Genomic DNA, 23,442 nt, shown 5'->3' with positions numbered 1-23,442 from the left:
CAGCCGTGCAGACGATTACCCGAAAACTCGAATTCGACGCGGGCCACCGCATCCCCGATCACCGCAGCCAGTGCCGCAATCTGCACGGGCATCGCTACGTGCTCGAGATCACGTTGCAAGGCGATCTCGTCGATGTGGAAGGCGCGCCCGACCGCGGCATGGTGATGGACTTCGCCGACGTGAAAGCGCTCGCCATGGAGCATCTCGTCAACAAGTGGGATCATGCGTTCATCGTCTATGAAGGCGATGTCAAAGTGCGCGAATTCCTCCAAACGCTCTCGGACCACAAAACCGTCGTGCTGGACCGGATTCCGACCGTCGAGAATCTGGCTGCGGTCGCGTTCGACATTCTGGCCGACGTCTACGACGCCCACTACGGCGTCAATCTCAAGCTGAAGCGCCTGCGTCTGTACGAGACGCCGAACTGCTGGGCCGACGTCGAGCGCGGCTGATTGTTTCGACGCGCGCGGCCCGGTCACGTCCGGCGCGCGCGCTTTTGTCACGGTATGATCGTCCGATGAGTCGCCCGTCATTCGCGGCGACGAGCCACGGAGCGCGCATGCCGTCATCTCTTCAGTCGTTCCCCTTGCCGCGGCTGCGCGCGGTCATCCTTCAACCCGCCGAAGGAGCCGCGCGATGAGCACATTCACCAATCCCCTCAAGCAGCGTTTTTCCGAGTCCGGCACGCTATTCGGCCTGTGGCTGTCGCTCGGCAGCGCCGACGCCGCCGAAGCGCTCGCGCATGCGGGCTTCGACTGGCTGTGCATCGACATGGAGCACTCGCCGAACGATAGCGCCGACGTCGTCGCGCAGTTGCGCGCGATCGCCGCCGCGCATCTGCCGAGCGAGCCGATCGTGCGCGTGCCGGCCAACGAAGGCTGGCTCGTGAAGCGCGCGCTCGACGCAGGCGCGCGCACGTTGATGTTCCCCAACGTGCAGTCGGCGCAAGAGGCGGCGCGTATCGTCCGGCTCACGCAATATCCGACCGAGGCTGCGCTGCATGGCTTGCGCGGCGTCGCGGGCGCGGTGCGCGCCGCGGCATACGGAATGCGCCGCGACTACATGGCGAGCGCGAACGCGCAAATCGCGACCATCGTGCAGATCGAGTCGGTGGCGGCGCTCGAAGCCGTCGATGAAATCGCCGCGACGCCGGGCGTCGATTGCCTGTTCATCGGGCCGGCGGATCTCGCGGCGAGCCTCGGCCATCTCGGCGACGCGAAGCATCCGGACGTGCAGGCGGCGATCGACAAGATCGTCGATGCGGCGAATCGCGCGGGCATCGCGAGCGGCATTTTCGCGCTCGATGCGGCGAGCGCGAAGCAATATGCGCAGGCGGGCATCAAGCTCGTCGCGATCGCTGCGGATGTGATGTGGCTTTTAAAGGCGACGCGTCAGGCGTTGCAGGAGGCGAGATCATGAAAACCGCCATTGCGTCGGCGATCGCGGCGGCGAGCCTGTCGATATCGATCGGCGCGGCTCACGCCGACAACGCGCCGAAGCCGACGGACATTGCAACGCAGAACGCCGTCGCCGACTACAACGCGGGCAATCTCGTCGCGGCGCGCTCGGAGTTTCGCCGCGCGGCGCAACGGGGCAGCCGGCTCGCGGAATTCAATTACGCGATGATGCTCCTGAACGGCGAAGGCGGCCCCACGGATATCGACGAAGGCAAGAAGTGGCTGCGCCGCGCCGCCGACGCCAACATGACGCACGCGCAATACGTGTACGGCAAGATGTACGACGACGGCCAGTTCGTCGAGAAAGACCCGGCGGAGGCGCATCGCTGGTTCCTGCGTGCGGCGAATCAGGGACACGTGCAGGCCGAACTCGCGCTCGCGAATCAGTTTCTCGACGGACGCGGCACGGCGCGCGACAACACGCAGGCGTTCGCCTGGTACAAGAAGGCGGCGGAAGGCGGCGACATGACGGCGCAATACGTCGCCGGTTCGTTCTACGAGCGCGGCGGCGACGGCGTCGAGCGTAATTTGAATGTTGCGCGCGCGTATTACGCCGCGGCGGCCGCGCAGGGCGATCCGGCAGCGAAGCTCAAATACCTGCAACTGAGCGCGGAACTGGAAAACAAGAAGCCGCAGTAACGGTGCGAAGACGCGCTAACTCTGCATAAGCCGTTTCTGACGCGCCACGCTCATGATGAGCCCGACCGCGATGCCGAGCGTCGTCAACGCCGTGCCGCCGTAGCTCATGAACGGCAGCGGCACGCCGACCACGGGCAGAATCCCGCTCACCATGCCGATGTTCACGAACGCGTAAGTGAAGAACGCGAGCGTGAGCGATCCGGCCAGTAATCGCCCGAAGAGGCTCGCGCCGTTTGCCGCGATATAAAGTCCGCGCGCAATCAGGGCCATATAGAGGAACAGCAGCACGAGTCCGCCCGTCAGCCCGAACTCCTCGGAAAAGACGGCGAAGATAAAGTCCGTGTGCTTCTCGGGGATGAATTCGAGGTGCGCCTGCGTGCCTTGCAGCCAGCCTTTGCCGAACGTGCCGCCGGAGCCGATCGCGATCACCGCCTGAATCGTGTGGAAGCCCTTGCCGAGCGGGTCGGAAGTCGGATCGAGCAGCGTGCAGATGCGATGCTTCTGATAGTCATGCATCATCGGCCAGACGACATCCGGCTGGCAGATCTTGTCCTGGAAGATCGCGATACCGGCCACCGCGACGACCGCGACCATGAGCACCGGCAGAATCAGCTTGAAACTGAGTCCCGCGAAGTAGATGACGAACATGCCCGCGGCGAACACCAGCACTGCGGTGCCCAGATCCGGTTGTTTCGCGATCAGGCCGACGGGCAGCATCAGAATCAGGAAGCCGACAACGTAATCCCACCAGCGAATGTTGCTTTCGCGCTTCTGGTAGTACCACGCGAGCATCAGCGGCATCGCGATCTTCATCAGCTCGGACGGCTGAATCACCACGCCGACGTTGAGCCAGCGTTTCGCGCCCTTGCGCGTCAGCCCGAACGCGGCGACCGCGATCAGCAGCGCCACGCCGACCGTATAGAGCGGCACCGCGAAGCGCATCAGCATTTGCGGCGGAATATTGGCGAGCACCCACATCAGCCCGAAGGTCAGCATGATGTTGCGCAGTTGATCTTCGACGCGCCCCGGCATGTCGAGACTCGCGCTGTACAGCGTCACGATGCCGACGCCGAGCAGCAGAAAGACGATGAGCGCAAGCGGTTTGTCGAAGCCCGCGAACATGCGCTTGGCGCGGTCGATGAGCTCGCGCTTGTCGAGTTGCATGTGCAATTGCATGGCGGTTTCCTTTACTCGTCGATGCCGCCGGACGGCGCGAGAACGCGCACGCCGTCGCTTTCGTTGCCGCGGACCATCGTGGGCGTCGGCTCGGCCGGGCGCTTTTTCGGCGCGGGCGCGCGGCCGGGCGTGGAGGCGGGCAGCGCCGCCGATGGCGTCGACGCGGCGCGAGGCTTCGCAGCCTTCGATGCGGACGCGGGCAGCGTCGGCGCCGACGCCGCTTTCGCGACCGCCGGGTTAGACGCGGCCTGAGGCGAAAATGCCGGCGATGAATTCGCGACCGACGCGGGCAGCGCGACCGCTGCGGGCGGTTGCGCGCCGCCGATCATCGGCAGGCCGGAATCCTCCGTCGCCGACGCAGCCGCGGCCACCGCCGCAGCCTGCGCGCCCGGTTTCAGGCGATCGATCAGATAGTAGTCCAGCACTTTGCGCGCGACCGGACCTGCGGATTCCGCGCCCCAGCCGCCGTTTTCGACGATCAGCGCGATCGCGATCTTCGGCTGCTCGGCCGGCGCGAACGCGATGAAGAGCGCGTGGTCGCGCAGATGCTCAGCCGTGCCGCCGTGGCCGCGATAGTTCGAGCCCTGCAGCGAATAGACCTGCGCCGTGCCCGTCTTGCCCGCCGCGGCATACGGCGCGCCCGCAAAAACCTTGGCCGCCGTGCCGTTCGTCACGACGCCTTCCATCGCGCGCTTGATGAAGTCGATGTCCTTCTGCGCCACCGGGATCTTGTTGCTCGGATCGCGCACGGTCACGCGGATATCTTTCGTGATCGGATTCTCGATGTCGCGCACGAGGTGCGGCTTCATCACGACGCCGTTGTTCGCGAGCGTCGCGGTGGCGTGCGCGAGCTGCAGGATCGTGAACGAGTTGTAGCCCTGGCCGATGCCAAGGCTGATCGTCTCGCCTTCGTACCAGCGCTGCTGCTCGGGCTTTCGGTACGCCTTCTTCTTCCATTCCGTCGACGGAAGAATGCCGCGCGCCTCGCCCGCGATATCGATGCCCGTGATCTGGCCGAAACCCCACGGCTTCATGAAACCGGCCATCGCGTTCACGCCGAGATCGCGCGCGAGCATATAGAAGTAGGTGTCGTTCGACACCACGATCGCGCGGTTCATATCGACCCAGCCCTGACCCGAGCGCACGTCATTGCGGAACGTGTGACCGCCGAACGTGAAGAAACCCGGATCCTGAAAGCCCCAGCCCGGCGTGCGCTTGTGCAGCGCCAGCGCGGCGAGCGCCATGAACGGCTTGTACGTGGAGCCGGGCGGATACGTGCCGTGCAGCGGCCGGTTCAGAAGCGGGTGATCCGGCGAGTTGTTGAGCGCGTCCCAGGTCGGCTGATCGATGCCGTCGACGAAGGAATTCGGATCGAAGCTCGGCGCCGACACGAACGCGAGCACGTCGCCGGTGGAAGGCTCGATCGCGACGAGCGCCCCGCGTTTGCCCGCGAACGCCTGCTCCGCGACCTGCTGCAAGCCGATATCGAGCGACAGCACGAGATTGTTGCCGGGCGTCGCCTGCGTGCGCGACATCGTGCGCACCGGCCGCCCGCCCGCCGTCACTTCCACTTCCTCGAAACCGGTCAGCCCGTGCAGTTCCGTTTCATAGCTCTGCTCGACGCCGATCTTGCCGACGTAATCCGTGCCCTTGTAGTTGTTGGCGTCCAGACGCGGATCGTAGTGATCGGAGCTTTCGTCGTTGGCGTCGCTCGCATCGTCGATGCGTTCCTGATCGCGCTGCGAAATGCGCCCGATGTAGCCGATCACGTGCGCGGCGGTCGTGCCGAGCGGATACTGCCGGAACAGGCGCGCGCGCACTTCGACGCCGGGAAAGCGGTAGCGCTGCGCGGTGAATTTCGCGACTTCCTCGTCGGTGAGGCGCGTGCGGATCGGCAGGCTTTCGAAATTCTTGGAGTCTTCGAGCAGCTTCTTGAAACGGCGGCGGTCGCGCGCATCGACCGGAATGACTTGCGAAAGCTCGTCGATGGTTTCGTCCAGCGTGCCGTTGATCTTGGAGCGCGTGATTTCGAGCGTGTACGCCGAGTAATTCTTTGCCAGCACGACGCCGTTGCGGTCGGTGATGATGCCTCGGTTCGGCACGATCGGCGCAACGGAAATGCGGTTCTCGTTCGCCTGCAACGAGTATTTGCTGAAATGCCAGACCTGCAGATAGAGGAACCGCAGCCCGATCAGCCCGAAGCAGACGAACACGAACAGTCCCGCCGCCGCGACGCGCAGGCGGAACTTCGACAACTGTTGCTCGGTGTTCTTGATTTCGGTCATGCAGCTTTCGCGGTTTTTCGCGATGTATCGCGATTCAAGTGTAGTTCGCGCGCGTGCGTTTATCCGGCGATGGATCGCGCCCTGTCATGCTCAGATCGGGCGCGTGTCGTCCGGGTCGGCGGCGCGCCGCTGCGGCATGAGCAAGAGGAAGCTCGCGATCGGCCAGAGCAGCGCTTCCACGAATCCGTTGATCAGATAGCTCCAGCCAGGGAATGCGGCGCCCGTCATCAGGCGAATGATGAACGGCACGAGATGCGCGCCCACGAGCAGCGGCGCGACGACAAACATCTGCACGGGCAACGAAATCCACAGCACGCGGCGGTGGATCGTGATCGCGCCGTACGAAAGAAGCGTGTAAGCCAGCGCATGCTCGCCGAGCAGATTCGCGTTATGCACGTCCATCAGGATGCCGAGCATGAACGCGATGCCCATGCCGACCTTGCGCGGCTGGTGCACGTTCCAGAACAGCAGCACGAGCGCGACGAAATCCGGCACGCCGATGAGCCGTCCCCAGGGCATCAGATTCAGCAGGAACGCGGCCGCGAGACTGAACGTGATGAAGTACGGATTGACCGGCTGAAGAATGTATTGCGGACGATTCATCGCGCGGCTCCCGAGGATGCGGGTTTCGGCGCTTGCGCCTTCTTCGACGGTTTCGCCGCCGCGTTCGATGCCGCTTTGGCCGCGGCCGCCTTGGGCGCGGATGCCGGCGCGGGTTTCGCGGCAGGCGCCGCCGCCGCTGCGGGCGCGGACCCGGCCGCCGGAGCCGAGGCTCCCGCCACCGCGGATGCGCCGCTCGCACCCGCCGCGGCCGCCGCCTTCGGCGCGGCCTTCTTCTTGCCCTTGTTTTCCTTCGCTTCCTTGGCGGCCGCGGCCGCTTCGACTTCGATCGGATTCGGCGGGACGTTCAGGTTGTAATGCAGCACGAGCAACTGACGCGTGCCGCGCACGGCGGCGATCGGCACGCAGACGACGCGCGCGAACGCCGTGTCCGCCTGCTTGTCGACGCGCAGCACCTTCGCGACCGGCAGGCCCGGCGGATAGATCCCGTCGAGGCCGCTCGTCACGAGTTCGTCGCCGGCTTGCACGTCGGCGCTGATCGGCACGAAGCGCAAATCGAGCGTGTCGCCCTTCGGCGTGCCGTAGATCACGCTGCGCAAGCCGGTGCGCGCGATCTGCACGGGCACGGCCTGATCCTTGTCGGTGAGCAGCGTGACTTCCGATTGCAACGGAAACACGCGCGTGACCTGGCCGATGACGCCGTCTTCGGTGACGACCGGCGCGCCATCCTGGATGTTCTGCTGCGAACCCTTGCCGATGACGACCTTCTGCGTGAACGGATCGCGCGTGTCGTACTGGATTTCGGCGGGTGTCTCGTCGGTGGTCGCGCGCGATTGCAGGTTCAGGAGCGCGCGCAGGTGCGCGTTCTCGATGGCGAGTTGCGCCGCATCGCCGGCCTTCACGGAGAGTTGGAGGTTCTTGTCGGCGAGCTTCGCGTTTTCGCTGCGCAAGGTTGCGCTCGTCACGGCGAGGTCCGCCGCGCCCATGAAGATGTCCCGCGGCACGAGCGCCGCGCGCTGCAGCGGATAAAGTCCCGCGCCGAGCATGCCGCGAACGATTTCGAGCGTGCTGAAGCGGGCATCCGAGATGAGCAGCGCGATGGCGAGCACCACGAAGAAAATCAGGCGCGCGAGCGCGGAGGGGCCTTGCTTGAAAAGTGGCGGCGGACTGTATTCCATGGTCGGCGCCGAGGGCGTGAACGGATGGACAATGCTGCAGGTTATTTCGCCGGCGGCGAAACCTGCCCTACGCTGTTCCGACAACGACCCGGACACATGCCGGGTCGTGCGCGCGTCGCGTTACGCGGATGCTCGTGCGGGTCGCGTCGAAGCACATTGCGCCCGATGAAGGAGCGAAAGTCTTCAACCGGAGGATCACTCGTACGAGAAGATGCTGCCGAGCTTGTCCATGCGTTCGAGCGCCATGCCCGAGCCACGCACCACGCAGGTCAGCGGATCTTCGGCGACGAGCACCGGCAGACCGGTTTCTTCCGCGAGCAGGCGGTCGAGGTCGCGCAGAAGCGCGCCGCCGCCCGTCAGCATCATGCCGCGCTCGGCGATGTCCGCGCCGAGTTCCGGCGGCGTCTGTTCCAGCGCGATCTTCACCGACGACACGATCTGGTTCAGCGGATCCGTCAGCGCTTCGAGGATTTCGTTGCTCGAAATGGTGAAGCTGCGCGGAATGCCTTCGGACAGGTTACGGCCCTTGACTTCCATTTCCTTGACTTCCGAGCCAGGGAACGCGGAACCGATTTCCTTCTTGATGGCTTCGGCGGTCTGCTCGCCGATCAGCATGCCGTAGTTGCGGCGGATGTAGTTGACGATGGCCTCGTCGAACTTGTCGCCGCCGACGCGCACGGAACCCTTGTACACGATGCCGCCGAGCGAGATGACGCCGACTTCCGTGGTGCCGCCGCCGATGTCGACGACCATCGAGCCGGTTGCTTCCGACACCGGCAGGCCCGCGCCGATCGCGGCAGCCATCGGCTCTTCGATCAGATAGACCTGCGATGCGCCCGCACCGTGCGCCGCTTCCTTGATCGCGCGGCGCTCGACCTGCGTGGACCCGCACGGCACGCAGATGATGATGCGCGGCGACGGCGAGAACATGCGGGATTCGTGAGCGGTCTTGATGAACTGCTTGATCATCTGCTCGGTGACGGTGAAGTCGGCGATCACGCCGTCCTTCATCGGGCGGATGGCCTCGATGTTGCCCGGCACCTTGCCGAGCATTTGCTTGGCTTCCTTGCCGACCGCCTGAATGGTCTTCTTGCCGTTGGGGCCGCCTTCCTGGCGAATCGAAACGACCGAGGGTTCATCCAGAACGATGCCCTTGCCGCGCATGTAGATCAGCGTGTTGGCGGTGCCGAGGTCAATCGCCAGGTCGTTGGAGAAATAGCTGCGCAAAAAACCGAACATTCAAAAATCCTGTCTCGCTGGGTGGCCGTTCGTCGCGAGAAGCGCCGGGGACGGCAGCGGAAAAAATAACGGTTTGCCGCAGCGGCGAACACTCGCCGTGAAGGGCAAATCCGGGATGAAATCTACCGCAGAATGGAACGCTGTACGCAAACGTTTCTCGCAATTGACTGATTCAGGGAGAAAGCCGCTGGCAGAGCGATCCGGAGGTGAGTCGAACGTGTAATGATACCTTATAATTTGTGGGCATCTATAGGAAAAGGATGGCAGTTTTTGCCATCGCCGAACCTGTTTTCGAGGGCTCCTTTCAAGATCGTAACTTGCTGTTGCAGCGAATGTTTTCGAATCTGGGGCCGTCCACGCTTTCTCCGGTGATTCCATGTCTTTGACCCTGACCGACGTAAAACGCATCGCGCACCTCGCGCGGCTCGAATTGCCCGAGCACGAAGCCGAACCCACGCTCGCGCGGCTCAACGAATTCTTCGGTCTCGTCGAGCAGATGCAGGCCGTCGATACGACCGGCATCGAACCGCTCGCGCATCCGATCGACGCGATCGAGGAAGTCGCGCTGCGCCTGCGTGACGACGCTGTCTCAGAGCGTGTCGAGCGCGAAGAGTTCCAACGCTCGGCGCCCGCCGTGCAGGACGGGCTGTATCTCGTGCCGAAAGTCATCGAGTAACCGTCGAATATTCAGCAGAAGCGCGCGGCACGGGGTGCCGCGCTCATCAGGGAACTGCAATGCATCAAAAAAGCTTGACCGAACTGCGCGCCGCGCTCGACTCGAAGGACATCTCCGCCGTCGAGCTGGCGCAGTCGTATCTGCAACGCATCGAGGCCGCGAAGGCGCTGAACGCGTTCATCAGCGTCGATCGCGACATCACGCTCGAACAGGCGAAGGCCGCCGACGCGCTCATCGCGCAAGGTCGCGCGGGCGCGCTGACCGGCCTGCCGATCGCGCACAAGGACGTGTTCGTGACGCGCGGCTTTGCGTCGACGGCCGGCTCGCACATGCTCGAAAACTACACGAGCCCGTTCGATGCGACCGTCGTCGATCGTCTGAAGGCGGCCGGCATGGTCACGCTCGGCAAGACCAATATGGACGAGTTCGCGATGGGCTCGTCGAACGAGAATTCGTACTTCGGCGCGGTGAAGAATCCGTGGGACCTGAAGGCCGTTCCGGGCGGCTCGTCGGGCGGCTCGGCGGCGGCGGTGGCCGCGCGTCTCGCGCCCGCCGCGACCGGCACCGACACCGGCGGCTCGATTCGCCAGCCCGCGTCGTTCACGGGCATCACCGGGATCAAGCCCACGTACGGCCGCGTTTCGCGTTACGGCATGATCGCGTTTGCATCGTCGCTGGATCAGGCGGGGCCGATGGCGCAAACCGCCGCGGATTGCGCGCTCCTGCTCAACGCGATGGGCGGCTTCGACGAGCGCGACTCGACGAGCCTGCAACGCGACAACGAAGACTACACGCGCTACCTCGGCAAGAACTGGAGCGATGACGACGCTTCGAAGCCGCTGAAGGGCTTGCGCATCGGCATGCCGAAGGAATACTTCGGCGCCGGTCTCGCGGACGACGTGCGCGCCGCCATCGACGCAGCACTGAAGCAGTATGAAGCGCTCGGCGCCACGCTCGTCGAAGTGACGCTGCCGAAGACCGAACTTTCGATTCCCGTGTACTACATCATCGCGCCGGCGGAGGCATCGTCGAATCTGTCGCGCTTCGACGGCGTGCGCTACGGGCATCGCGCCGCGCAGTACAAAGACCTGCTCGACATGTACAAGAAGTCGCGTGCGGAAGGCTTCGGCCCGGAAGTGAAGCGGCGCATTCTCGTCGGCACCTACGTGCTGTCGCACGGCTACTACGACGCGTACTACCTGCAGGCGCAGAAGATTCGCCGCATCATCGCGCGCGACTTCCAGGAAGCGTTCAAGCAGTGCGACGTGATCATGGGGCCGGTCGCGCCGTCGGTGGCGTGGAATCTCGGCGAAAAGACCGACGATCCCGTGCAGATGTATCTCGCCGATATCTACACGCTCTCCGTGAGCCTCGCGGGCCTGCCGGGCATGAGCGTGCCGTGCGGCTTCGGCGCGGGCGCGCATGCGAATCGGCCGGTCGGCTTGCAGATCGTCGGCAATTATTTCAACGAAGCCCGGATGCTTCAGGTCGCCGACGCGTTCCAGCGCGCGACCGACTGGCACCGCAAGGCGCCTTCAGCCTCGATGTCGGGAGAATGAACATGCAGTGGGAAGTCGTCATCGGTCTGGAAACGCACGCGCAGCTTTCGACCGTCTCCAAGATTTTTTCGGGCGCGCCCACGCAGTTCGGCGCGAGCCCGAACTCGCAGGCGAGCCCCGTCGATCTGGCGCTGCCCGGCGTGCTGCCCGTGATGAACCGCGGCGCCGTCGAGCGCGCGATTCGCTTCGGTCTCGCGATCGGCTCGCACATCGCGCCGCGCAGCATCTTCGCGCGCAAGAACTACTTCTATCCGGATCTGCCGAAGGGCTATCAGATCAGCCAGTACGAGATTCCGGTCGTGCAGGGCGGCACGATCACGATCCAGGTTCCGGCCAACGAAAAAGCGGGCAAGGAAGCGTATTCGAAGACCATCAACCTGACGCGCGCGCATCTGGAAGAAGACGCCGGCAAGTCGCTGCATGAAGACTTCGCAGGCATGACGGGCATCGACCTGAACCGCGCGGGCACGCCGCTGCTCGAGATCGTTACCGAGCCGGAAATGCGCAGCGCCGCGGAAGCGGTCGCGTATGCGAAGGCGCTGCACGGTCTCGTCGTGTGGCTCGGCATCTGCGACGGCAACATGCAGGAAGGCTCGTTCCGCTGCGATGCAAACGTGTCGGTGCGTCCGGTCGGCCAGCAGGAATTCGGCACGCGCGCCGAGATCAAGAACCTCAACTCGTTCCGCTTCCTCGAAGAGGCGATCCAGTATGAAGTGCGCCGTCAGATCGAGCTGATCGAAGATGGCGGCACGGTGGTTCAGGAAACGCGCCTTTACGATCCGGACAAGCGCGAAACGCGCTCGATGCGCAGCAAGGAAGACGCGCACGATTACCGCTATTTCCCGGACCCGGACCTGATGCCGCTCGTGATCGATGCGTCGTGGATCGAGCGCGTGAAGGGCGAGATGCCCGAACTGCCGGCGGACATGCAGAAGCGTTTCGTCGATACCTACGGCCTGACGCCGTACGACGCGGGCGTGCTGACTTCGTCGAAGGCGATGGCGTCGTATTTCGAGGCGCTCGTGCAGAAAGCGGGCGAAAGCCAGGCCAAGATCGCCGCGAACTGGATGATGGGCGACGTCTCCGCGCAACTGAACCGCGAATCGCTCGATATCGGCGAATCGCCGGTGTCGGCTGCGCAACTCGCGCTGATTCTGCAGCGCATCGCCGACGGCACCATCTCGAACAAGATCGCGAAGGACATCTTCCAGACGATCTGGGAAGAGAAGGCAACGGACGACGCGGCGGCGGATCGCATCATCGAGTCGAAGGGCCTGAAGCAGATTTCGGACACCGGCGCGCTCGAAGCGATCATCGACGAGGTGCTCGCGGCCAACCAGAAATCGGTCGATGAATTCCGCGCGGGCAAGGAGAAGGCGTTCAACGCGCTGATCGGGCAGGCGATGAAGGCGACCAAAGGCAAGGCGAATCCGCAGCAGGTCAACGAGCTGCTGAAGAAAAAGCTATCCTGATCGCTCGATGTCTTCCAGAACGGGCTGCTGCCGGTTGAGCCTGGCAGCAGCCCGTTTTTTATTGGCGAACGCAAGAACAAGAAACATGGCAAAGAAATCCGAACTCGACGACTTCCGCGTGCCTTTCTTCGAAAGCGGCAAGAAGCTCAAGCCGTTCGATCTGACTTCCATCGATCCCGCCGCGAAGCCGTTTTCCACGGGCTCGAAAGACGCCGACCGCGCGCGGCTCGACGCCATCGGCGTACAACTCGACGAGCTGCAGGAAAAGCTGCACGCGCAGCGCCGTCAGCGCGTGTTGCTCGTGCTGCAGGGCATGGACACGAGCGGCAAGGACGGCACCGTGCGCGCGGTGTTCCAGAACGTCGATCCGCTCGGCTTGCGCATCGTGCCGTTCCGCGCGCCGTCCGAGCGCGAGGCCGCGCACGACTTTCTCTGGCGCGTCCACGCGCAGGCGCCGATGGCCGGCGAGTTCGCGATCTTCAATCGCAGCCATTACGAAGACGTGCTCGTGCCGCGCGTGCTCAAGGCGATCGACGACGACGAATGCGAGCGCCGTTACCGGCACATTCGCGAGTTCGAATCGCTGCTCGCGGATACCGGCACGACCATCGTCAAATGCATGCTGCATATTTCGAAGGACACGCAGCGCGAACGCCTGCAGGCGCGCATCGACGATCCGACCAAGCACTGGAAGTTCGATGTCTCCGACCTCGACGCGCGCAAGCAGTGGGACGCCTATCAGTCGGCCTATGCCGACGCGCTCGCCGCGACCTCGACCGAATACGCGCCGTGGCACATCATTCCGGCCGATTCGAAGACGCATCGCAACGTGATGGTCGCCGAACTGCTGTTGCGCACCTTGCAGGGCATGAAGCTCGAATATCCGCCGGCCAAGGAATCGCTGAAAGGCGTGAAGGTCGAGTAAATCAATCAAAACAAAGGGAAGCGTATGTTTCGCGTGATTACCGCCAATCTGAACGGCATTCGATCGGCCGCCAAGAAGGGCTTTTTCGACTGGTTCGGCGAGCAGAAATCCGATGTGGTGTGCGTGCAGGAAATCAAATGCTCGCAGGACGACCTGACGCCCGAGTTTCTCGCGCCGCACGGTTTTCAAGGCTATTTCCAGCACGCGGTGAAGAAGGGGTACAGCGGCGCGGGCCTCTATACGCGGCATGAGCCGGACGATGTGATCATCGGCTTCGGTTCGGAAGAGTTCGATCCGGAAGGGCGCTACGTGGAAGCGCGCTTCGGCAAACTCTCCGTGGTGTCGGTGTACGTGCCGTCGGGGTCCAGCGGCGACGAGCGGCAGCAGGCGAAGTATCGCTTCATGGACGAGTTCATGCCGCATCTCGCCGAGTTGTCGAAGGAGCGCGAAGTCATTCTGTGCGGCGATGTGAACATCGTGCACAAGGAAATCGACATCAAGAACTGGAAGAGCAACCAGAAGAATTCAGGCTGTCTGCCGGAAGAGCGCGAGTGGCTCACGAAGCTGTTCGAGGATGTCGGTTATGTCGATGTGTTCCGCACGCTCGATCAGCGTCCCGAGCAGTACACGTGGTGGAGCAATCGCGGCCAGGCGTATGCGAAGAACGTCGGGTGGCGTATCGACTATCAGATCGCGACGAAGGAAATCGCCGCGACCGCGAAGACGACGTCGATTTTCCGCGACATCAAGTTCAGCGACCATGCGCCGCTGACGATCGATTACGACTGGAAGCCAGGCAAGAAGAAGTGAATCACCGCCCCGGTTTCTTGAACCGGCCCATGCCCGCATAGTTCGGCAAGGCATCGATGCTCTTGCCGAGCGCCTTCGCGTAGAGCGGCATCATGTCCGACATGCGTTTGAGCAGGTCCTGCCTGCGATCCGGCCCGTACGGATGCAGCCAGACGAAACCGTCGTCGTCGCGGCGCGTGGCCGAATCAATCTTGTTCCACAACGTGACGGCCGCGCGCGGATCGTAGCCCGCGCGCGACGCGATCTCGCTGCCGATGACATCGGCTTCGGTTTCGTCGGCGGGGGAATAGCGCATCGAAAGCAGCTCGTCGCCGATGTCCGGCTGTTGCGACGCGTAGTTCGAAAACCCGAAAAGCTGCGGCATGCCGCCCGACGAAAGCTGCGCCGCCTGTTGCCGCCCGAGCCGCTCGCGCGCGTGTTCGCGCAACGCATGCGCGATCTCGTGGCCGATCATCATGCCGACCTCGTTGTCGTTCAGCCGCAGCTTGTCGATAAGCCCGCTATACACGACGATCTTCCCGCCCGGCAGACACACCATACGCTCTTCGGGCGACTTGATGACGTTGATCTCCCACTTCCAGTTCTTCGCGCGATCGTTCCACTTGAGCGCGAACGGAATCTCGTGATTCGCGATATCGCGCACGCGCTTCACGAGCGGGTTGCTGTCGGGAAGCAATGTCTTGTTGCGCTCCGCATCGTGGATGACCTGCGCGTATTCCTCGGCGGACTGTGCTTCGAGCGTCGCGGGCGGAATCAGGTTGCGAAACAGCGCCGTATTGCCGAAACGGATCTGGTTGTTCGGCGCGGAGTAGGGCGGCGGCGTCTTCGGTTCGTCCTGGGCCTGTGCGGACAAAGGCGCGAGCGACGCCCATGTCACGGCGCAAACCAAGGCGCGAAGCGTGAAGGAAACCGTCATCGTTGAGTTCTCCAGGGCGCGATTTTCGGCAACAGTAACATGCCCGGAATGGACAGCGCGACGCAGATCAGGAAGTACGGAAACCATCCCGTCTCAGCGACGATATAGCCGCTGCCCGCCGCCGCGAACGTGCGCGGCACGGCGGCGAGGCTCGTGAACAGCGCGAATTGCGTCGCGGTGTAACGCGGGTCCGTCGTGCTGGCGATATACGCGGTGAACGTGGCGAGCGTGAGACCCGTCGCGAAGGTTTCGAAGCCGTACAGCACCCCGAGCGCGACTGGCGACGGCCCGATCTTCGCGAGCCACGCGAAGCCCAGCGTCGCGATGATCTGCAGCACGCCGAAGATCCACAGCCCGCGCGCGATGCCGATCTTCACCAGCGCGATGCCGCCGAGCAAGCCGCCCGCGATGCTCGCCCAGAACGCGACCGCCTTCGCGATCACGCCGATCTGCGCGAGCGAAAAACCGACGTCGATGAAGAACTTGGTGGCGAGCGCGGTCGCCATCGTATCGCCGAGCTTATAGAGAAAGATGAAGCCGAGCACGACGAGCGCCGAGCGCCAGCCGTCGCGCGTGACGAACTCGTGAAACGGCTCGACGATCGCCTCGCGCAGATTCTTCGGCGGCGCGCCGTGAATCTGCGGCTCCTTCACGACGAGCGTCATGATGATGCCCGGAATCATGAACGCGGCGGTAATCAGAAACACCGTCTTCCACGGCAGAAAGCCCGCGAGAATCAGCGACAGCGAACCGGGCACGAGACCCGCGACCTTGTATGCATTGACGTGCACCGCGTTGCCGAGCCCTTGTTCGGTATCGGCGAGGAGTTCACGGCGGTAGGCATCGATGACGATGTCCTGGCTCGCGCCGAAGAACGCGACGAGCGCGGCGATGGCGGCGACCGTCCACAGGTTCTCCGCGGGCGAGAAGAACCCGAACGAGCCGATGGCGATCATCACGAGGATTTGTGTCGCGAACATCCAGCCGCGCCGCCTGCCCGGACGCCAGCCCGGATAGCGCGGAATATAGCGGTCCATGAGCGGCGACCAGACGAACTTCCACGTATATGGCAGGCCGATCAGCGCGAACAGGCCGATTTCCTTGACGTTGATGTGCGCGGTCGTAAGCCACGCCTGCAGCAGGCTGTAGAGCGTGAAGAGCGGCAATCCGGACGTGAAGCCGAGAAAGACGCAAATAAGGATGCGCGTGTTGAGAAACGCGCGCCAGCCAGGATGATCTTCGTGAGCAGTTAGAGCGGGCGCCTCGTGTGGCGTATCGGGCATATCGTGTGTAAACCGGCGGTTATCGATGCGTGACATCGCCGGTCAACGTTACCGGCGCTTCACGCGATAGACCGCAAGACTACCACGCCAGTTCGCGCCCCAACGGACCGGTTGCCCGTCGTGCAGCACCACGCGATCCAGAATTTCGATGCCGACTTCCGGCGCGAGCGCCTCGAAGTCCTTGATCGTCAGCACGCGCACGTTCGGCGTGTTATGCCATTGATACGGCAGCGATTTCGACACCGGCATGCGACCCTGAATCACCGAAAGCCGATGCTGCCAGTAACCGAAGTTCGGAAACGACACGATGCACTGGCGTCCGACGCGCACTGTCTCGCGCAGGATCGCGGCGGTCTGGTGAATCGTCTGCAGCGTTTGCGAGAGGATCGCGAAGTCGAAGCTGTCGTCTTCGAAAAGCCGCAGGCCGTCTTCGAGATTCTGCTGGATCACGTTGACGCCCTTTTGCGCGCACGCGAGCACGCCGGCGTCGTTGATCTCGATGCCGTAACCCTTCACTTCGAGTTCCTCGCCGAGCAGCGAGAGCAGCGAGCCGTCGGCGCAACCGAGATCGAGCACGGTCGAGCGCGGTTCGACCCAGCGGGCGATCGCGCGAAAGTCCGAGCGCAGCGCGAGCGAATCAAGCGTGTTCTGGTTCATGCGCCGATCTCCGTGGCGATGCGTTCGTAGTAGGCGCGCATCAGGTTGTGATAGCGCGCGTCGTCGAGCAGAAAGGCGTCGTGGCCGTGCGGCGCGTCGATTTCCGCGTAGCTCACGGTGCGCTTGTTGTCGAGCAGCGCCTTGACGATTTCGCGCGAGCGCGCCGGCGCGAAACGCCAGTCGGTCGTGAAACTCGTGACGAGGTATTTCGCCTGCGTGCTGGCGAGCGCTCTCGTGAGATCGCCGTCGAAGGCTTTGGCGGGATCGAAATAATCGAGCGCGCGCGTGATCAGCAGATAGGTATTGGCGTCGAAGTATTCGGCGAACTTGTCGGCCTGATAGCGCAGATACGATTCCACTTCGAATTCGACATCGAAATTGAAGTTGTACGCGTCGAGCGCGCCTTCGGCACGGCGCAGCGCGCGGCCGAATTTCGCGGCCATGTCGTCGTCGGACAGATACGTGATGTGGCCGATCATGCGCGCCACGCGCAAACCGCGGCGCGGCTTCACGCCGTGCGCGTAGTAATCGCCGCCGTGGAAATCGGGATCGGAGAGAATCGCCGAGCGCGCCGTTTCGTTGAACGCGATGTTCTGCGCGGAGAGCTTGGGCGTCGAGGCCACGACGATGCAATGCGCGAGCCGCTCCGGATACATCATGCTCCACGCGAGCGCCTGCATGCCGCCGAGGCTGCCGCCCATCACCGCGGCGAAACGCTCGATGCCGAAGCGGTCGGCAAGACGCGCCTGCGCGTTCACCCAGTCCTCGACCGTGACGACGGGAAAGCTCGCGCCATACGGCTTGCCGGTCGATGCGTCGATGCTCATCGGCCCCGTCGAACCGAAACACGAGCCGAGATTGTTGACTCCGATGACAAAGAAGCGGTTCGTGTCGAGCGGCTTGCCCGGACCGACCATGTTGTCCCACCAGCCGACGTTCTTCGGGTTATCGGCATGAATGCCCGCGACGTGATGCGAAGCATTGAGCGCGTGACAGACGAGCACCGCGTTCGAGCGCGCGGCATTGAGCTCGCCATAGGTTTCGACGACGAGCTCGTAGTCGCCGAGCGACGAGCCGTTCTGCATGGCGAGCGGCTCGGTGAAGCGCAGTGTTTGGGGCGTGACGATGCCGATCGATTCCATTCATTCCGCCTTTGACCAAGCGGCTAAACGGGTGTCGGCGAAGCGCGGGAGAACAGCGGGGCGGCGCGGCTGACGACCTCTTTAGCCGCATTTATAGTGACCCTCGCGCCATGAGCAGTGAGGCTCGCGCGCCCGCAATCGAGTCAGCAAATCGGCGCGTACTTAAAGGATCGAGAAATTCCCGTTCGCGGTGGAGTATAGCGGAAAACGTAATAACGTCGCCAATTGCGGCGCCTTGCGCCCCGGCTTGGGTGAGGTGCGTTCCAGCGTCTATATTGACTAATCGTTTCCAGTGTCGGTGAACGGAGATGAAACCGAGCCGCGTCAGACCGCTGAGTCACCTGAAGAGCCGTGCGGCCGAGATGATCCGCAATATCGTCGAGAGCCGCGAGCCGATGCTCATCACGCAGAACGGCGAAGGCCGGGTCGTCGTGCAGGACGTGCAGTCATACGAGGACGTGCATCAGACGCTCGCTCTGCTGAAGATTCTGGCGATGGGGCAGAGGAGCATTGAAGCCGGCCAGTGCGCGAGCGCGAGCGACGTTTTCGCCGAAATCGAACGCATGGACCGCGAAGAAGGCATCAAGTGAAAACCGTCTTCCTCGACCCCGTCAGGCAGGACTTGCGGGACTTCCGGCGCTACGTCATCAACAAGTTCGGCGGCACGGCCTGGGCCGCCACGCGCAACAAGATCGCGGACAGCATCGCGCAGATCGAAGCCGCGCCGCGCGACGGCACGACGCCGCCCGAACTCGTCGACTTTCGCATGTCGGGCTATTACGAAGTCGCGAGCGGCACGAATCGCATCGTCTATAAGGTCGAGGACGACATCATCTACGTGCATCTCGTCGTCGACGCGCGCTCGGACCTCGAAGACATCCTCGCGCGACGTTTGTTTCGCATGTAGAAGCAATCGGCGCGATAAGCGTCAGAGCGCGTGGCCGCGCATGCCGAGCGTGAGCGCGCGCAGGGACCGCACGGTGCGATCCACGTAATGCGGCCGTCCCGCGCCCGGTTTGCGCGCGGAGAGCCCGCCGCTCGACGTGCGCCCGACCGGCAGGTGACCGACGATCCACACCGTGCGAATGCCGAGCCGCCGATAGCTTTTCAGGTGCCCGTGCGTATCCTCGACGAGAATCGCGTCGTCGAGACGCACGTGCGCGCGGCGCATGGCGTGGCGCAGCATGGGCGCGTCGGGCTTGGCGCGCCATCGGTCGCCGTGGCGCATGTCCTCGATCGCGATCACGCGCTCGAACAGCTTCGCGATGCCCAGTTCCGCGAGCACGGAGCGCGCGTAGAGCGTCGGGCCGTTGGTCAGCACGATCTTGCGGCCCGGCAGCGCGCGCAGCATGCGCCCGAGACCGCGTTCGGCGCGCACCATCGAGGGAAGATCGGCAAAGGTGTGGACTTCGCGCAGGAAATCGGCGGCATCGATGCCGTGATGCTTTACGAGCCCGAGCAGTGCCGCGCCGTAGCGCAGCGTGTAGCCGACGCGCAGCCGGTTCGCCTCGTCGAGACCGACGTTCAGCCGGTCCATGATGTACTGCGTCATCCCGCGATTGATCGCCGGGAAAATCGCGTGCGACGCGTGATGCAGCGTGTTGTCGAGATCGAAGAGCCAGACGGGGCCGTGGGTCTTGACGCGGCGCTGGCGGGACTTGCGATGCGCGGTCATGGATGAAAACGCCCGCGCGTGGGCGGGCGTTCGAGGAGCGGGAACGAGCTCAATGCGAGCGGATCATCGTGCCGAACGGCTGCTCGGTCAGAATTTCGAGCAGCACCGAATGCTCGATACGCCCGTCGATGATGTGCACCGAGCGCACGCCGCTCTTCGCGGCATCCAGCGCCGAGGAAATCTTCGGCAGCATGCCGCCGGAGATGGTGCCGTCGGCGAAGAGAGCGTCGATCTCGCGCGCGGAAAGGTCGGTAAGCAGATTGCCTTCCTTGTCCATCACGCCGGGGATGTTCGTCATCATGACGAGCTTTTCGGCGTTCAGCACGACGGCGAGCTTGCCCGCGACCAGATCAGCGTTGATGTTGTACGAAAGACCGTCCTCGCCGAAGCCGATGGGCGAGATGACCGGAATGAACGCGTCGTCCTGCAGCGCCTTCACCACCGCCGGGTTGATCGCCTCGACTTCCCCGACCTGCCCGATGTCGATGAACTGGCCCGGATTATCGCGATCCGGCATGAGCAGCTTGCGCGCGTGGATCAGCCCGCCGTCCTTGCCCGTGAGGCCGACCGCGTGACCGCCGAAATGATTGATGAGCGTGACGATGTCCTGCTGCACTTCGCCGCCGAGCACCCACTCGACGACTTCCATGGTTTCTTCGTCGGTGACGCGCATGCCCTGGATGAAGGTGCCCTGCTTGCCGATTTTTTTCAGCGCCTGGTCGATCTGCGGGCCGCCGCCGTGCACGATCACCGGGTTGATGCCGACGAGCTTGAGCAGGATGACATCGCGCGCGAAGCCCTGCTTCAGCCGCTCTTCGGTCATGGCATTGCCGCCGTATTTGATCACGACCGTCTTGCCGTGATACTGACGGATGTAGGGCAGCGCCTCGGCCAGAATTTCAGCCTTCAGGGTAGGCGCGATTTGCGTGAGGTCAGGGAGCTCGGACATGGCGGCAAATAAGGCGAGGGCGTTTAAACACGCCGAATTGTACAGGACTGACGCAGCGCAGCAGCTTGGAAATGCGCGGTGCCGGCGCCGCGCCCGGCATGCGATCATGGTTCGATCGGACCGGTGACAAAATGATGAAGGCACTCCGCGAAAACATCGATCGCGACGCGCCCGGCGCTCAGGTCTGCGAGCGTTGCGGCGCGGTGTTCCGCTGCGGCACGCTCGCGGGCGACGAGACATGCTGGTGCGCGACGCTGCACCCGCTTTCCGCCGATGCGCTGCGTCCCGGCGCGGGCTGCCTGTGTCCCGCGTGTCTCGCGGCCCAACTCGGGCGTGCGGCACGCGCGGACTAGCGGGCCGCGCGCCGAGGTGCGACAAATCGCGCCAGATGCCGCAGCTAGCCCGATGCAAGCGGGATAATGTCGCATAAGCACGAACGCGGCGGCATCATCGGACACTCGACTCAATGCATCGCATAACCAATACCGGACGGGTCAATCTCGGTCATCTCTTCTGGCTTCGCTCGCTCGCGATCATCGGCCAGTTGACGACCATCGCCGTCGTGCAGATCTTTTTCGGCGCGAAGCTTCCGCTGCCCGCGATGCTGCTCGTGATCGCGCTCGAGATGATCTTCAACGGACTGACGTGGCTGCGCGTCGCACGGGCGCGGCCGGAGACCAATTCGGAGCTGTTCGGCCAGATGCTGGTCGATCTCGGCGCGCTCTCGGCGCTGCTGTTTTTGTCGGGCGGCGCGACCAATCCGTTCGTCACGCTGTATTTGCCGTCGCTCGCGATTGCCGCCGCGGTGCTGCCCTGGACGATGATGGCCTGCCTCGCGCTCTTCGCCGTCGCCTGTTACGCGGTGCTGTCCTATAACTACGTGCCGCTCAACATCGAGAATCCCGCGAATCTCTTCGATTATTTCCGCACCGGCCTGTGGGTGAACTTCATGGTGAGCGTCGGGCTGATCGGCTGGTTCGTCGCGCGCATGTCGCGGGCGCTGCGGGTGCGCGATGCCGCGCTCGCCGAAGCCCAGCAGCGGCATCTGCGCGATGAGCGGGCGGTCGCGCTCGGCGTGCAGGCGGCAACCGTCGCGCATGAAATGGGCACGCCGCTTTCGACCATCGCGATGCTGTCCGAAGAATTGCGCGACTCCGCCGCGCACGACCGCAATCTCGCGCCCTACGCGGCCGATTTCGAACTGCTCGAACAGCAAATGGCGCTTTGCACGTCGGCGCTTGCGCGTCTGCGCAGCCGCGCGACGGGGCCGTCGAGCCGGCAGGCGCTCGACGAATGGCTGTCGAGCTTCATCGAGCAATGGCGCTTGCGGCATCCGCAGGTCAAGTTCGCGAAGATCGTCGAGACCCCGGCGGATGCATCCATCGACGACGCAGTGGCCGCCGGCCAAATTTTGACGATTCTGCTCGACAACGCCGCGCGCGCGAGCAGCGAATCGGTGACGTTGCAGGCGTCGCTGGAGCACATCGACGCAACGGATTACGTGCGCTTCGACGTGTGCGATCGCGGTCCGGGCATTCCGCCGGCGCTGCGCGCCTCGCTCGGCGCGGGACCGGTGGACAGCACGCAGGGCGGCCACGGCGTCGGGCTTTATCTGGCGTTCGCGGCGGCGGCGCGGCTCGCCGGATCGGTCGAACTGATCGACGGCAAGCCGCGGGGCACATGCGCGGTGTTGCGGCTGCCGAATCGCGGCGCGGTCGCGGCGGCGCACGCGGCAGGAACTGAACGAAGCAGCGCGGCCTGAACTCGAAGCAAGGCGCGCCACATCGGCACTACGGAGAAAAAAATGAGCGATACCAACTTTCTGATCATCGACGACGACGAAGTCTTCGCCGGCATTCTCGCGCGCGGCCTCACACGGCGCGGCTACACCACGCACCAGGCGCACGACGGCGACGAAGCGCTGAAGCTCGCCAACCAGCACAAGTTTGGCCAGATCACGGTCGATCTTCACCTCGGCAACGATTCCGGTCTGCGGCTCGTCGCGCCGCTGCGCGACCTTCAGCCCGACGCGCGCATTCTCGTGCTCACAGGCTACGCGAGCATCGCGACGGCCGTGCAGGCGGTGAAGGACGGCGCGGACAACTATCTCGCCAAGCCGGCGAACGTCGAAACGATTCTCGCGGCGCTGCACGAACAGGCGAGCGAGCAGACGGCCGAAGAAGCGATCGAAAATCCGACGCTGCTCTCGGTGGCTCGGCTCGAATGGGAACATATCCAGCGCGCGCTCGCGGAGAACAACGGCAATATTTCGGCGACGGCGCGTGCGCTCAACATGCATCGGCGCACGCTGCAGCGCAAGCTGGCGAAGAAGCCGGTGCGGCAGTAACGCGTTTATCGCGCGGGCGTACAGGCGCTCGCGCATGCTTTTATTCGAAGACCGGCGAAAGGGCGACGGCTGCTGCTGCGCTGAAAAGCGAGCGCCCAAAAAAGAACCGCCCAAGCCGGGTGCCAAGGGCGGAAATCGGAGAGTTGCAACGACTACATGCGTCACATGGATCACGCACGTAGACAGCATACGTCGCAGCGTCAGACGTCCATATAAGAAAACTCCCAATTAAGAATCCACTTACTTTGTCTGCCATTCGGCAGTTATTAGTGGATTTCTTTCGTTCCGCCTTCCGTGGTTCTTTCGCCGATATTTCATCCTCATTCTCGCGGCGATATCCCCGTCATCCGCGCTCAAGATAGTCGAGACGAGCGCCGTAAAGTCCCTTTGAGCGCGAACCGGAGTTTGCGCCGCGCCGTCCGCGGGCGTCGTCTGCGGGGCGCTGGCTTTTGCTTGGAACCGGAACGAGGCGATTCAGCGCCGTCCGGCCCGACGA

At 63.8% G+C, this 23,442-nt stretch carries 24 protein-coding genes; 13 read left to right on the top strand and 11 right to left on the bottom strand.

Annotation, left to right across the window (positions count from 1 at the left end):
* The first annotated feature begins 5 nt into the window (after positions 1-5).
* From queD to AWB70_RS02290, 3 genes are all read left to right on the top strand, one after another.
* A complete protein-coding gene (gene queD / locus AWB70_RS02300; RefSeq protein ID WP_014190111.1) occupies positions 6-452 on the top strand; it encodes a 6-carboxytetrahydropterin synthase QueD in 447 nt (148 codons plus the stop codon).
* 184 nt (positions 453-636) lie between these two features.
* Positions 637-1,419 carry an HpcH/HpaI aldolase family protein gene (locus tag AWB70_RS02295; protein ID WP_045450165.1) on the top strand — a complete coding sequence of 261 codons (783 nt, stop codon included), beginning with the start codon at positions 637-639 and terminating at the stop codon, positions 1,417-1,419.
* Entirely contained in the window at positions 1,416-2,096 is a 681-nt protein-coding gene (locus AWB70_RS02290; protein WP_045450166.1) for a tetratricopeptide repeat protein, read from the top strand. The genes AWB70_RS02295 and AWB70_RS02290 overlap by 4 nt, the downstream gene beginning before the upstream one ends.
* A gap of 15 nt (positions 2,097-2,111) precedes the next feature.
* Here the strand turns inward: AWB70_RS02290 and rodA are convergent, their stop codons facing one another.
* The 5 genes from rodA to AWB70_RS02265 form a co-directional block, all read right to left on the bottom strand.
* A complete protein-coding gene (gene rodA / locus AWB70_RS02285; protein ID WP_045451760.1) occupies positions 2,112-3,260 on the bottom strand; it encodes a rod shape-determining protein RodA in 1,149 nt (382 codons plus the stop codon).
* A 23-nt stretch (positions 3,261-3,283) separates the two neighbouring features.
* A complete protein-coding gene (gene mrdA, locus AWB70_RS02280) occupies positions 3,284-5,557 on the bottom strand; it encodes a penicillin-binding protein 2 (RefSeq protein ID WP_053567279.1) in 2,274 nt (757 codons plus the stop codon).
* Positions 5,558-5,647: 90 nt separating this feature from the next.
* Positions 5,648-6,160, bottom strand: a complete 513-nt coding sequence (gene mreD / locus AWB70_RS02275; RefSeq protein ID WP_014190116.1) for a rod shape-determining protein MreD — start codon at positions 6,158-6,160, stop codon at positions 5,648-5,650.
* Positions 6,157-7,296: a rod shape-determining protein MreC gene (gene mreC, locus AWB70_RS02270; protein ID WP_053567280.1), complete on the bottom strand. Its 1,140-nt coding sequence runs from the start codon at positions 7,294-7,296 to the stop codon at positions 6,157-6,159. Before mreC ends, mreD begins: the two co-directional genes overlap by 4 nt.
* 195 nt (positions 7,297-7,491) lie before the next feature.
* The gene (locus AWB70_RS02265) at positions 7,492-8,535 is read right to left on the bottom strand and encodes a rod shape-determining protein (RefSeq protein WP_004189550.1); all 1,044 of its coding nucleotides are present in this window, start codon (positions 8,533-8,535) and stop codon (positions 7,492-7,494) included.
* A gap of 376 nt (positions 8,536-8,911) precedes the next feature.
* Between AWB70_RS02265 and gatC the strand changes: the two genes are divergently transcribed.
* The 5 genes from gatC to AWB70_RS02240 all read left to right on the top strand — a co-directional run bounded on the left by gatC (position 8,912) and on the right by AWB70_RS02240 (position 13,977).
* Positions 8,912-9,211, top strand: a complete 300-nt coding sequence (gatC, locus tag AWB70_RS02260; protein ID WP_014190118.1) for an Asp-tRNA(Asn)/Glu-tRNA(Gln) amidotransferase subunit GatC — start codon at positions 8,912-8,914, stop codon at positions 9,209-9,211.
* A gap of 59 nt (positions 9,212-9,270) precedes the next feature.
* The gene (gatA, locus tag AWB70_RS02255; RefSeq protein WP_053567281.1) at positions 9,271-10,770 is read left to right on the top strand and encodes an Asp-tRNA(Asn)/Glu-tRNA(Gln) amidotransferase subunit GatA; all 1,500 of its coding nucleotides are present in this window, start codon (positions 9,271-9,273) and stop codon (positions 10,768-10,770) included.
* Positions 10,767-12,242, top strand: a complete 1,476-nt coding sequence (gene gatB / locus AWB70_RS02250) for an Asp-tRNA(Asn)/Glu-tRNA(Gln) amidotransferase subunit GatB (protein ID WP_053567282.1) — start codon at positions 10,767-10,769, stop codon at positions 12,240-12,242. Before gatA ends, gatB begins: the two co-directional genes overlap by 4 nt.
* Before the next feature lie 85 nt (positions 12,243-12,327).
* On the top strand, positions 12,328-13,167 hold the full coding sequence (locus tag AWB70_RS02245) for a PPK2 family polyphosphate kinase (RefSeq protein WP_053567283.1): 840 nt from the start codon (positions 12,328-12,330) through the stop codon (positions 13,165-13,167).
* 24 nt (positions 13,168-13,191) lie between these two features.
* Complete coding sequence (locus AWB70_RS02240; protein ID WP_053567284.1) at positions 13,192-13,977, top strand: exodeoxyribonuclease III; 786 nt, start codon at positions 13,192-13,194, stop codon at positions 13,975-13,977.
* Position 13,978: 1 nt separating this feature from the next.
* On the opposite strand, the gene AWB70_RS02235 is transcribed toward AWB70_RS02240, so the two are convergent.
* Genes AWB70_RS02235 through metX form a run of 4 tightly spaced genes read right to left on the bottom strand, consistent with a single transcriptional unit; the run spans position 13,979 to position 17,975 of the window.
* On the bottom strand, positions 13,979-14,893 hold the full coding sequence (locus tag AWB70_RS02235) for a M48 family metallopeptidase (protein WP_053567285.1): 915 nt from the start codon (positions 14,891-14,893) through the stop codon (positions 13,979-13,981).
* Positions 14,890-16,176: an AmpG family muropeptide MFS transporter gene (locus tag AWB70_RS02230; RefSeq protein WP_014190124.1), complete on the bottom strand. Its 1,287-nt coding sequence runs from the start codon at positions 16,174-16,176 to the stop codon at positions 14,890-14,892. The genes AWB70_RS02235 and AWB70_RS02230 overlap by 4 nt, the downstream gene beginning before the upstream one ends.
* A 48-nt stretch (positions 16,177-16,224) precedes the next feature.
* The gene (metW, locus tag AWB70_RS02225; RefSeq protein ID WP_014190125.1) at positions 16,225-16,833 is read right to left on the bottom strand and encodes a methionine biosynthesis protein MetW; all 609 of its coding nucleotides are present in this window, start codon (positions 16,831-16,833) and stop codon (positions 16,225-16,227) included.
* Positions 16,830-17,975 (bottom strand): homoserine O-succinyltransferase MetX, encoded by a 1,146-nt coding sequence (gene metX, locus AWB70_RS02220; protein WP_014190126.1) that lies wholly within the window; start codon positions 17,973-17,975, stop codon positions 16,830-16,832. Before metX ends, metW begins: the two co-directional genes overlap by 4 nt.
* Before the next feature lie 308 nt (positions 17,976-18,283).
* Here metX and AWB70_RS02215 point away from each other — a divergent pair, with 308 nt between their 5' ends.
* Both AWB70_RS02215 and AWB70_RS02210 read left to right on the top strand, forming a co-directional pair.
* Entirely contained in the window at positions 18,284-18,565 is a 282-nt protein-coding gene (locus tag AWB70_RS02215) for a type II toxin-antitoxin system Phd/YefM family antitoxin (protein WP_045450173.1), read from the top strand.
* On the top strand, positions 18,562-18,882 hold the full coding sequence (locus tag AWB70_RS02210; protein WP_014190128.1) for a type II toxin-antitoxin system RelE/ParE family toxin: 321 nt from the start codon (positions 18,562-18,564) through the stop codon (positions 18,880-18,882). Before AWB70_RS02215 ends, AWB70_RS02210 begins: the two co-directional genes overlap by 4 nt.
* 21 nt (positions 18,883-18,903) lie before the next feature.
* Here the strand turns inward: AWB70_RS02210 and AWB70_RS02205 are convergent, their stop codons facing one another.
* Both AWB70_RS02205 and argB read right to left on the bottom strand, forming a co-directional pair.
* Positions 18,904-19,650 (bottom strand): pyrimidine 5'-nucleotidase, encoded by a 747-nt coding sequence (locus AWB70_RS02205; protein ID WP_053567286.1) that lies wholly within the window; start codon positions 19,648-19,650, stop codon positions 18,904-18,906.
* Positions 19,651-19,699: 49 nt separating this feature from the next.
* A complete protein-coding gene (gene argB / locus AWB70_RS02200) occupies positions 19,700-20,599 on the bottom strand; it encodes an acetylglutamate kinase (protein ID WP_014190130.1) in 900 nt (299 codons plus the stop codon).
* A 131-nt stretch (positions 20,600-20,730) separates the two neighbouring features.
* On the opposite strand from argB, the gene AWB70_RS02195 reads away from it, so the two are divergent.
* The 3 genes from AWB70_RS02195 (at position 20,731) to AWB70_RS02185 (ending at position 22,946) form a co-directional block, all read left to right on the top strand.
* Positions 20,731-20,952 carry a cysteine-rich CWC family protein gene (locus AWB70_RS02195; protein ID WP_053567580.1) on the top strand — a complete coding sequence of 74 codons (222 nt, stop codon included), beginning with the start codon at positions 20,731-20,733 and terminating at the stop codon, positions 20,950-20,952.
* A 113-nt stretch (positions 20,953-21,065) separates the two neighbouring features.
* Positions 21,066-22,361, top strand: a complete 1,296-nt coding sequence (locus AWB70_RS02190) for an ATP-binding protein (RefSeq protein WP_053567287.1) — start codon at positions 21,066-21,068, stop codon at positions 22,359-22,361.
* Positions 22,362-22,403: 42 nt separating this feature from the next.
* A complete protein-coding gene (locus AWB70_RS02185; RefSeq protein WP_014190132.1) occupies positions 22,404-22,946 on the top strand; it encodes a response regulator transcription factor in 543 nt (180 codons plus the stop codon).
* Positions 22,947-23,442: the final 496 nt, after the last annotated feature.

This window comes from Caballeronia cordobensis, assembly GCF_001544575.2.
In the GTDB taxonomy this organism is placed as follows: Bacteria; Pseudomonadota; Gammaproteobacteria; order Burkholderiales; family Burkholderiaceae; genus Caballeronia; species Caballeronia cordobensis.
The sequence above is the reverse complement of the archived record's forward strand: the minus strand, read 5'-3'. Positions and strand labels throughout refer to the sequence as shown.

Bases quoted from the DNA above. Each gene is read 5' to 3' on its own strand.
- AWB70_RS02230 (WP_014190124.1), bottom strand. From the start codon at position 16,176: ATGCCCGATACGCCACACGAGGCGCCCGCTCTAACTGCTCACGAAGAT.
- AWB70_RS02295 (WP_045450165.1), top strand. From the start codon at position 637: ATGAGCACATTCACCAATCCCCTCAAGCAGCGTTTTTCCGAGTCCGGC.
- gatB (WP_053567282.1), top strand. From the start codon at position 10,767: ATGAACATGCAGTGGGAAGTCGTCATCGGTCTGGAAACGCACGCGCAG.
- metX (WP_014190126.1), bottom strand. From the start codon at position 17,975: ATGGAATCGATCGGCATCGTCACGCCCCAAACACTGCGCTTCACCGAG.
- AWB70_RS02215 (WP_045450173.1), top strand. From the start codon at position 18,284: ATGAAACCGAGCCGCGTCAGACCGCTGAGTCACCTGAAGAGCCGTGCG.
- AWB70_RS02185 (WP_014190132.1), top strand. From the start codon at position 22,404: ATGAGCGATACCAACTTTCTGATCATCGACGACGACGAAGTCTTCGCC.
- gatC (WP_014190118.1), top strand. From the start codon at position 8,912: ATGTCTTTGACCCTGACCGACGTAAAACGCATCGCGCACCTCGCGCGG.
- AWB70_RS02190 (WP_053567287.1), top strand. From the start codon at position 21,066: ATGCATCGCATAACCAATACCGGACGGGTCAATCTCGGTCATCTCTTC.
- AWB70_RS02290 (WP_045450166.1), top strand. From the start codon at position 1,416: ATGAAAACCGCCATTGCGTCGGCGATCGCGGCGGCGAGCCTGTCGATA.
- mreC (WP_053567280.1), bottom strand. From the start codon at position 7,296: ATGGAATACAGTCCGCCGCCACTTTTCAAGCAAGGCCCCTCCGCGCTC.
- metW (WP_014190125.1), bottom strand. From the start codon at position 16,833: ATGAACCAGAACACGCTTGATTCGCTCGCGCTGCGCTCGGACTTTCGC.
- AWB70_RS02205 (WP_053567286.1), bottom strand. From the start codon at position 19,650: ATGACCGCGCATCGCAAGTCCCGCCAGCGCCGCGTCAAGACCCACGGC.
- argB (WP_014190130.1), bottom strand. From the start codon at position 20,599: ATGTCCGAGCTCCCTGACCTCACGCAAATCGCGCCTACCCTGAAGGCT.
- mrdA (WP_053567279.1), bottom strand. From the start codon at position 5,557: ATGACCGAAATCAAGAACACCGAGCAACAGTTGTCGAAGTTCCGCCTG.
- gatA (WP_053567281.1), top strand. From the start codon at position 9,271: ATGCATCAAAAAAGCTTGACCGAACTGCGCGCCGCGCTCGACTCGAAG.
- AWB70_RS02235 (WP_053567285.1), bottom strand. From the start codon at position 14,893: ATGACGGTTTCCTTCACGCTTCGCGCCTTGGTTTGCGCCGTGACATGG.
- AWB70_RS02245 (WP_053567283.1), top strand. From the start codon at position 12,328: ATGGCAAAGAAATCCGAACTCGACGACTTCCGCGTGCCTTTCTTCGAA.
- AWB70_RS02240 (WP_053567284.1), top strand. From the start codon at position 13,192: ATGTTTCGCGTGATTACCGCCAATCTGAACGGCATTCGATCGGCCGCC.
- rodA (WP_045451760.1), bottom strand. From the start codon at position 3,260: ATGCAACTCGACAAGCGCGAGCTCATCGACCGCGCCAAGCGCATGTTC.
- AWB70_RS02195 (WP_053567580.1), top strand. From the start codon at position 20,731: ATGATGAAGGCACTCCGCGAAAACATCGATCGCGACGCGCCCGGCGCT.
- AWB70_RS02265 (WP_004189550.1), bottom strand. From the start codon at position 8,535: ATGTTCGGTTTTTTGCGCAGCTATTTCTCCAACGACCTGGCGATTGAC.
- mreD (WP_014190116.1), bottom strand. From the start codon at position 6,160: ATGAATCGTCCGCAATACATTCTTCAGCCGGTCAATCCGTACTTCATC.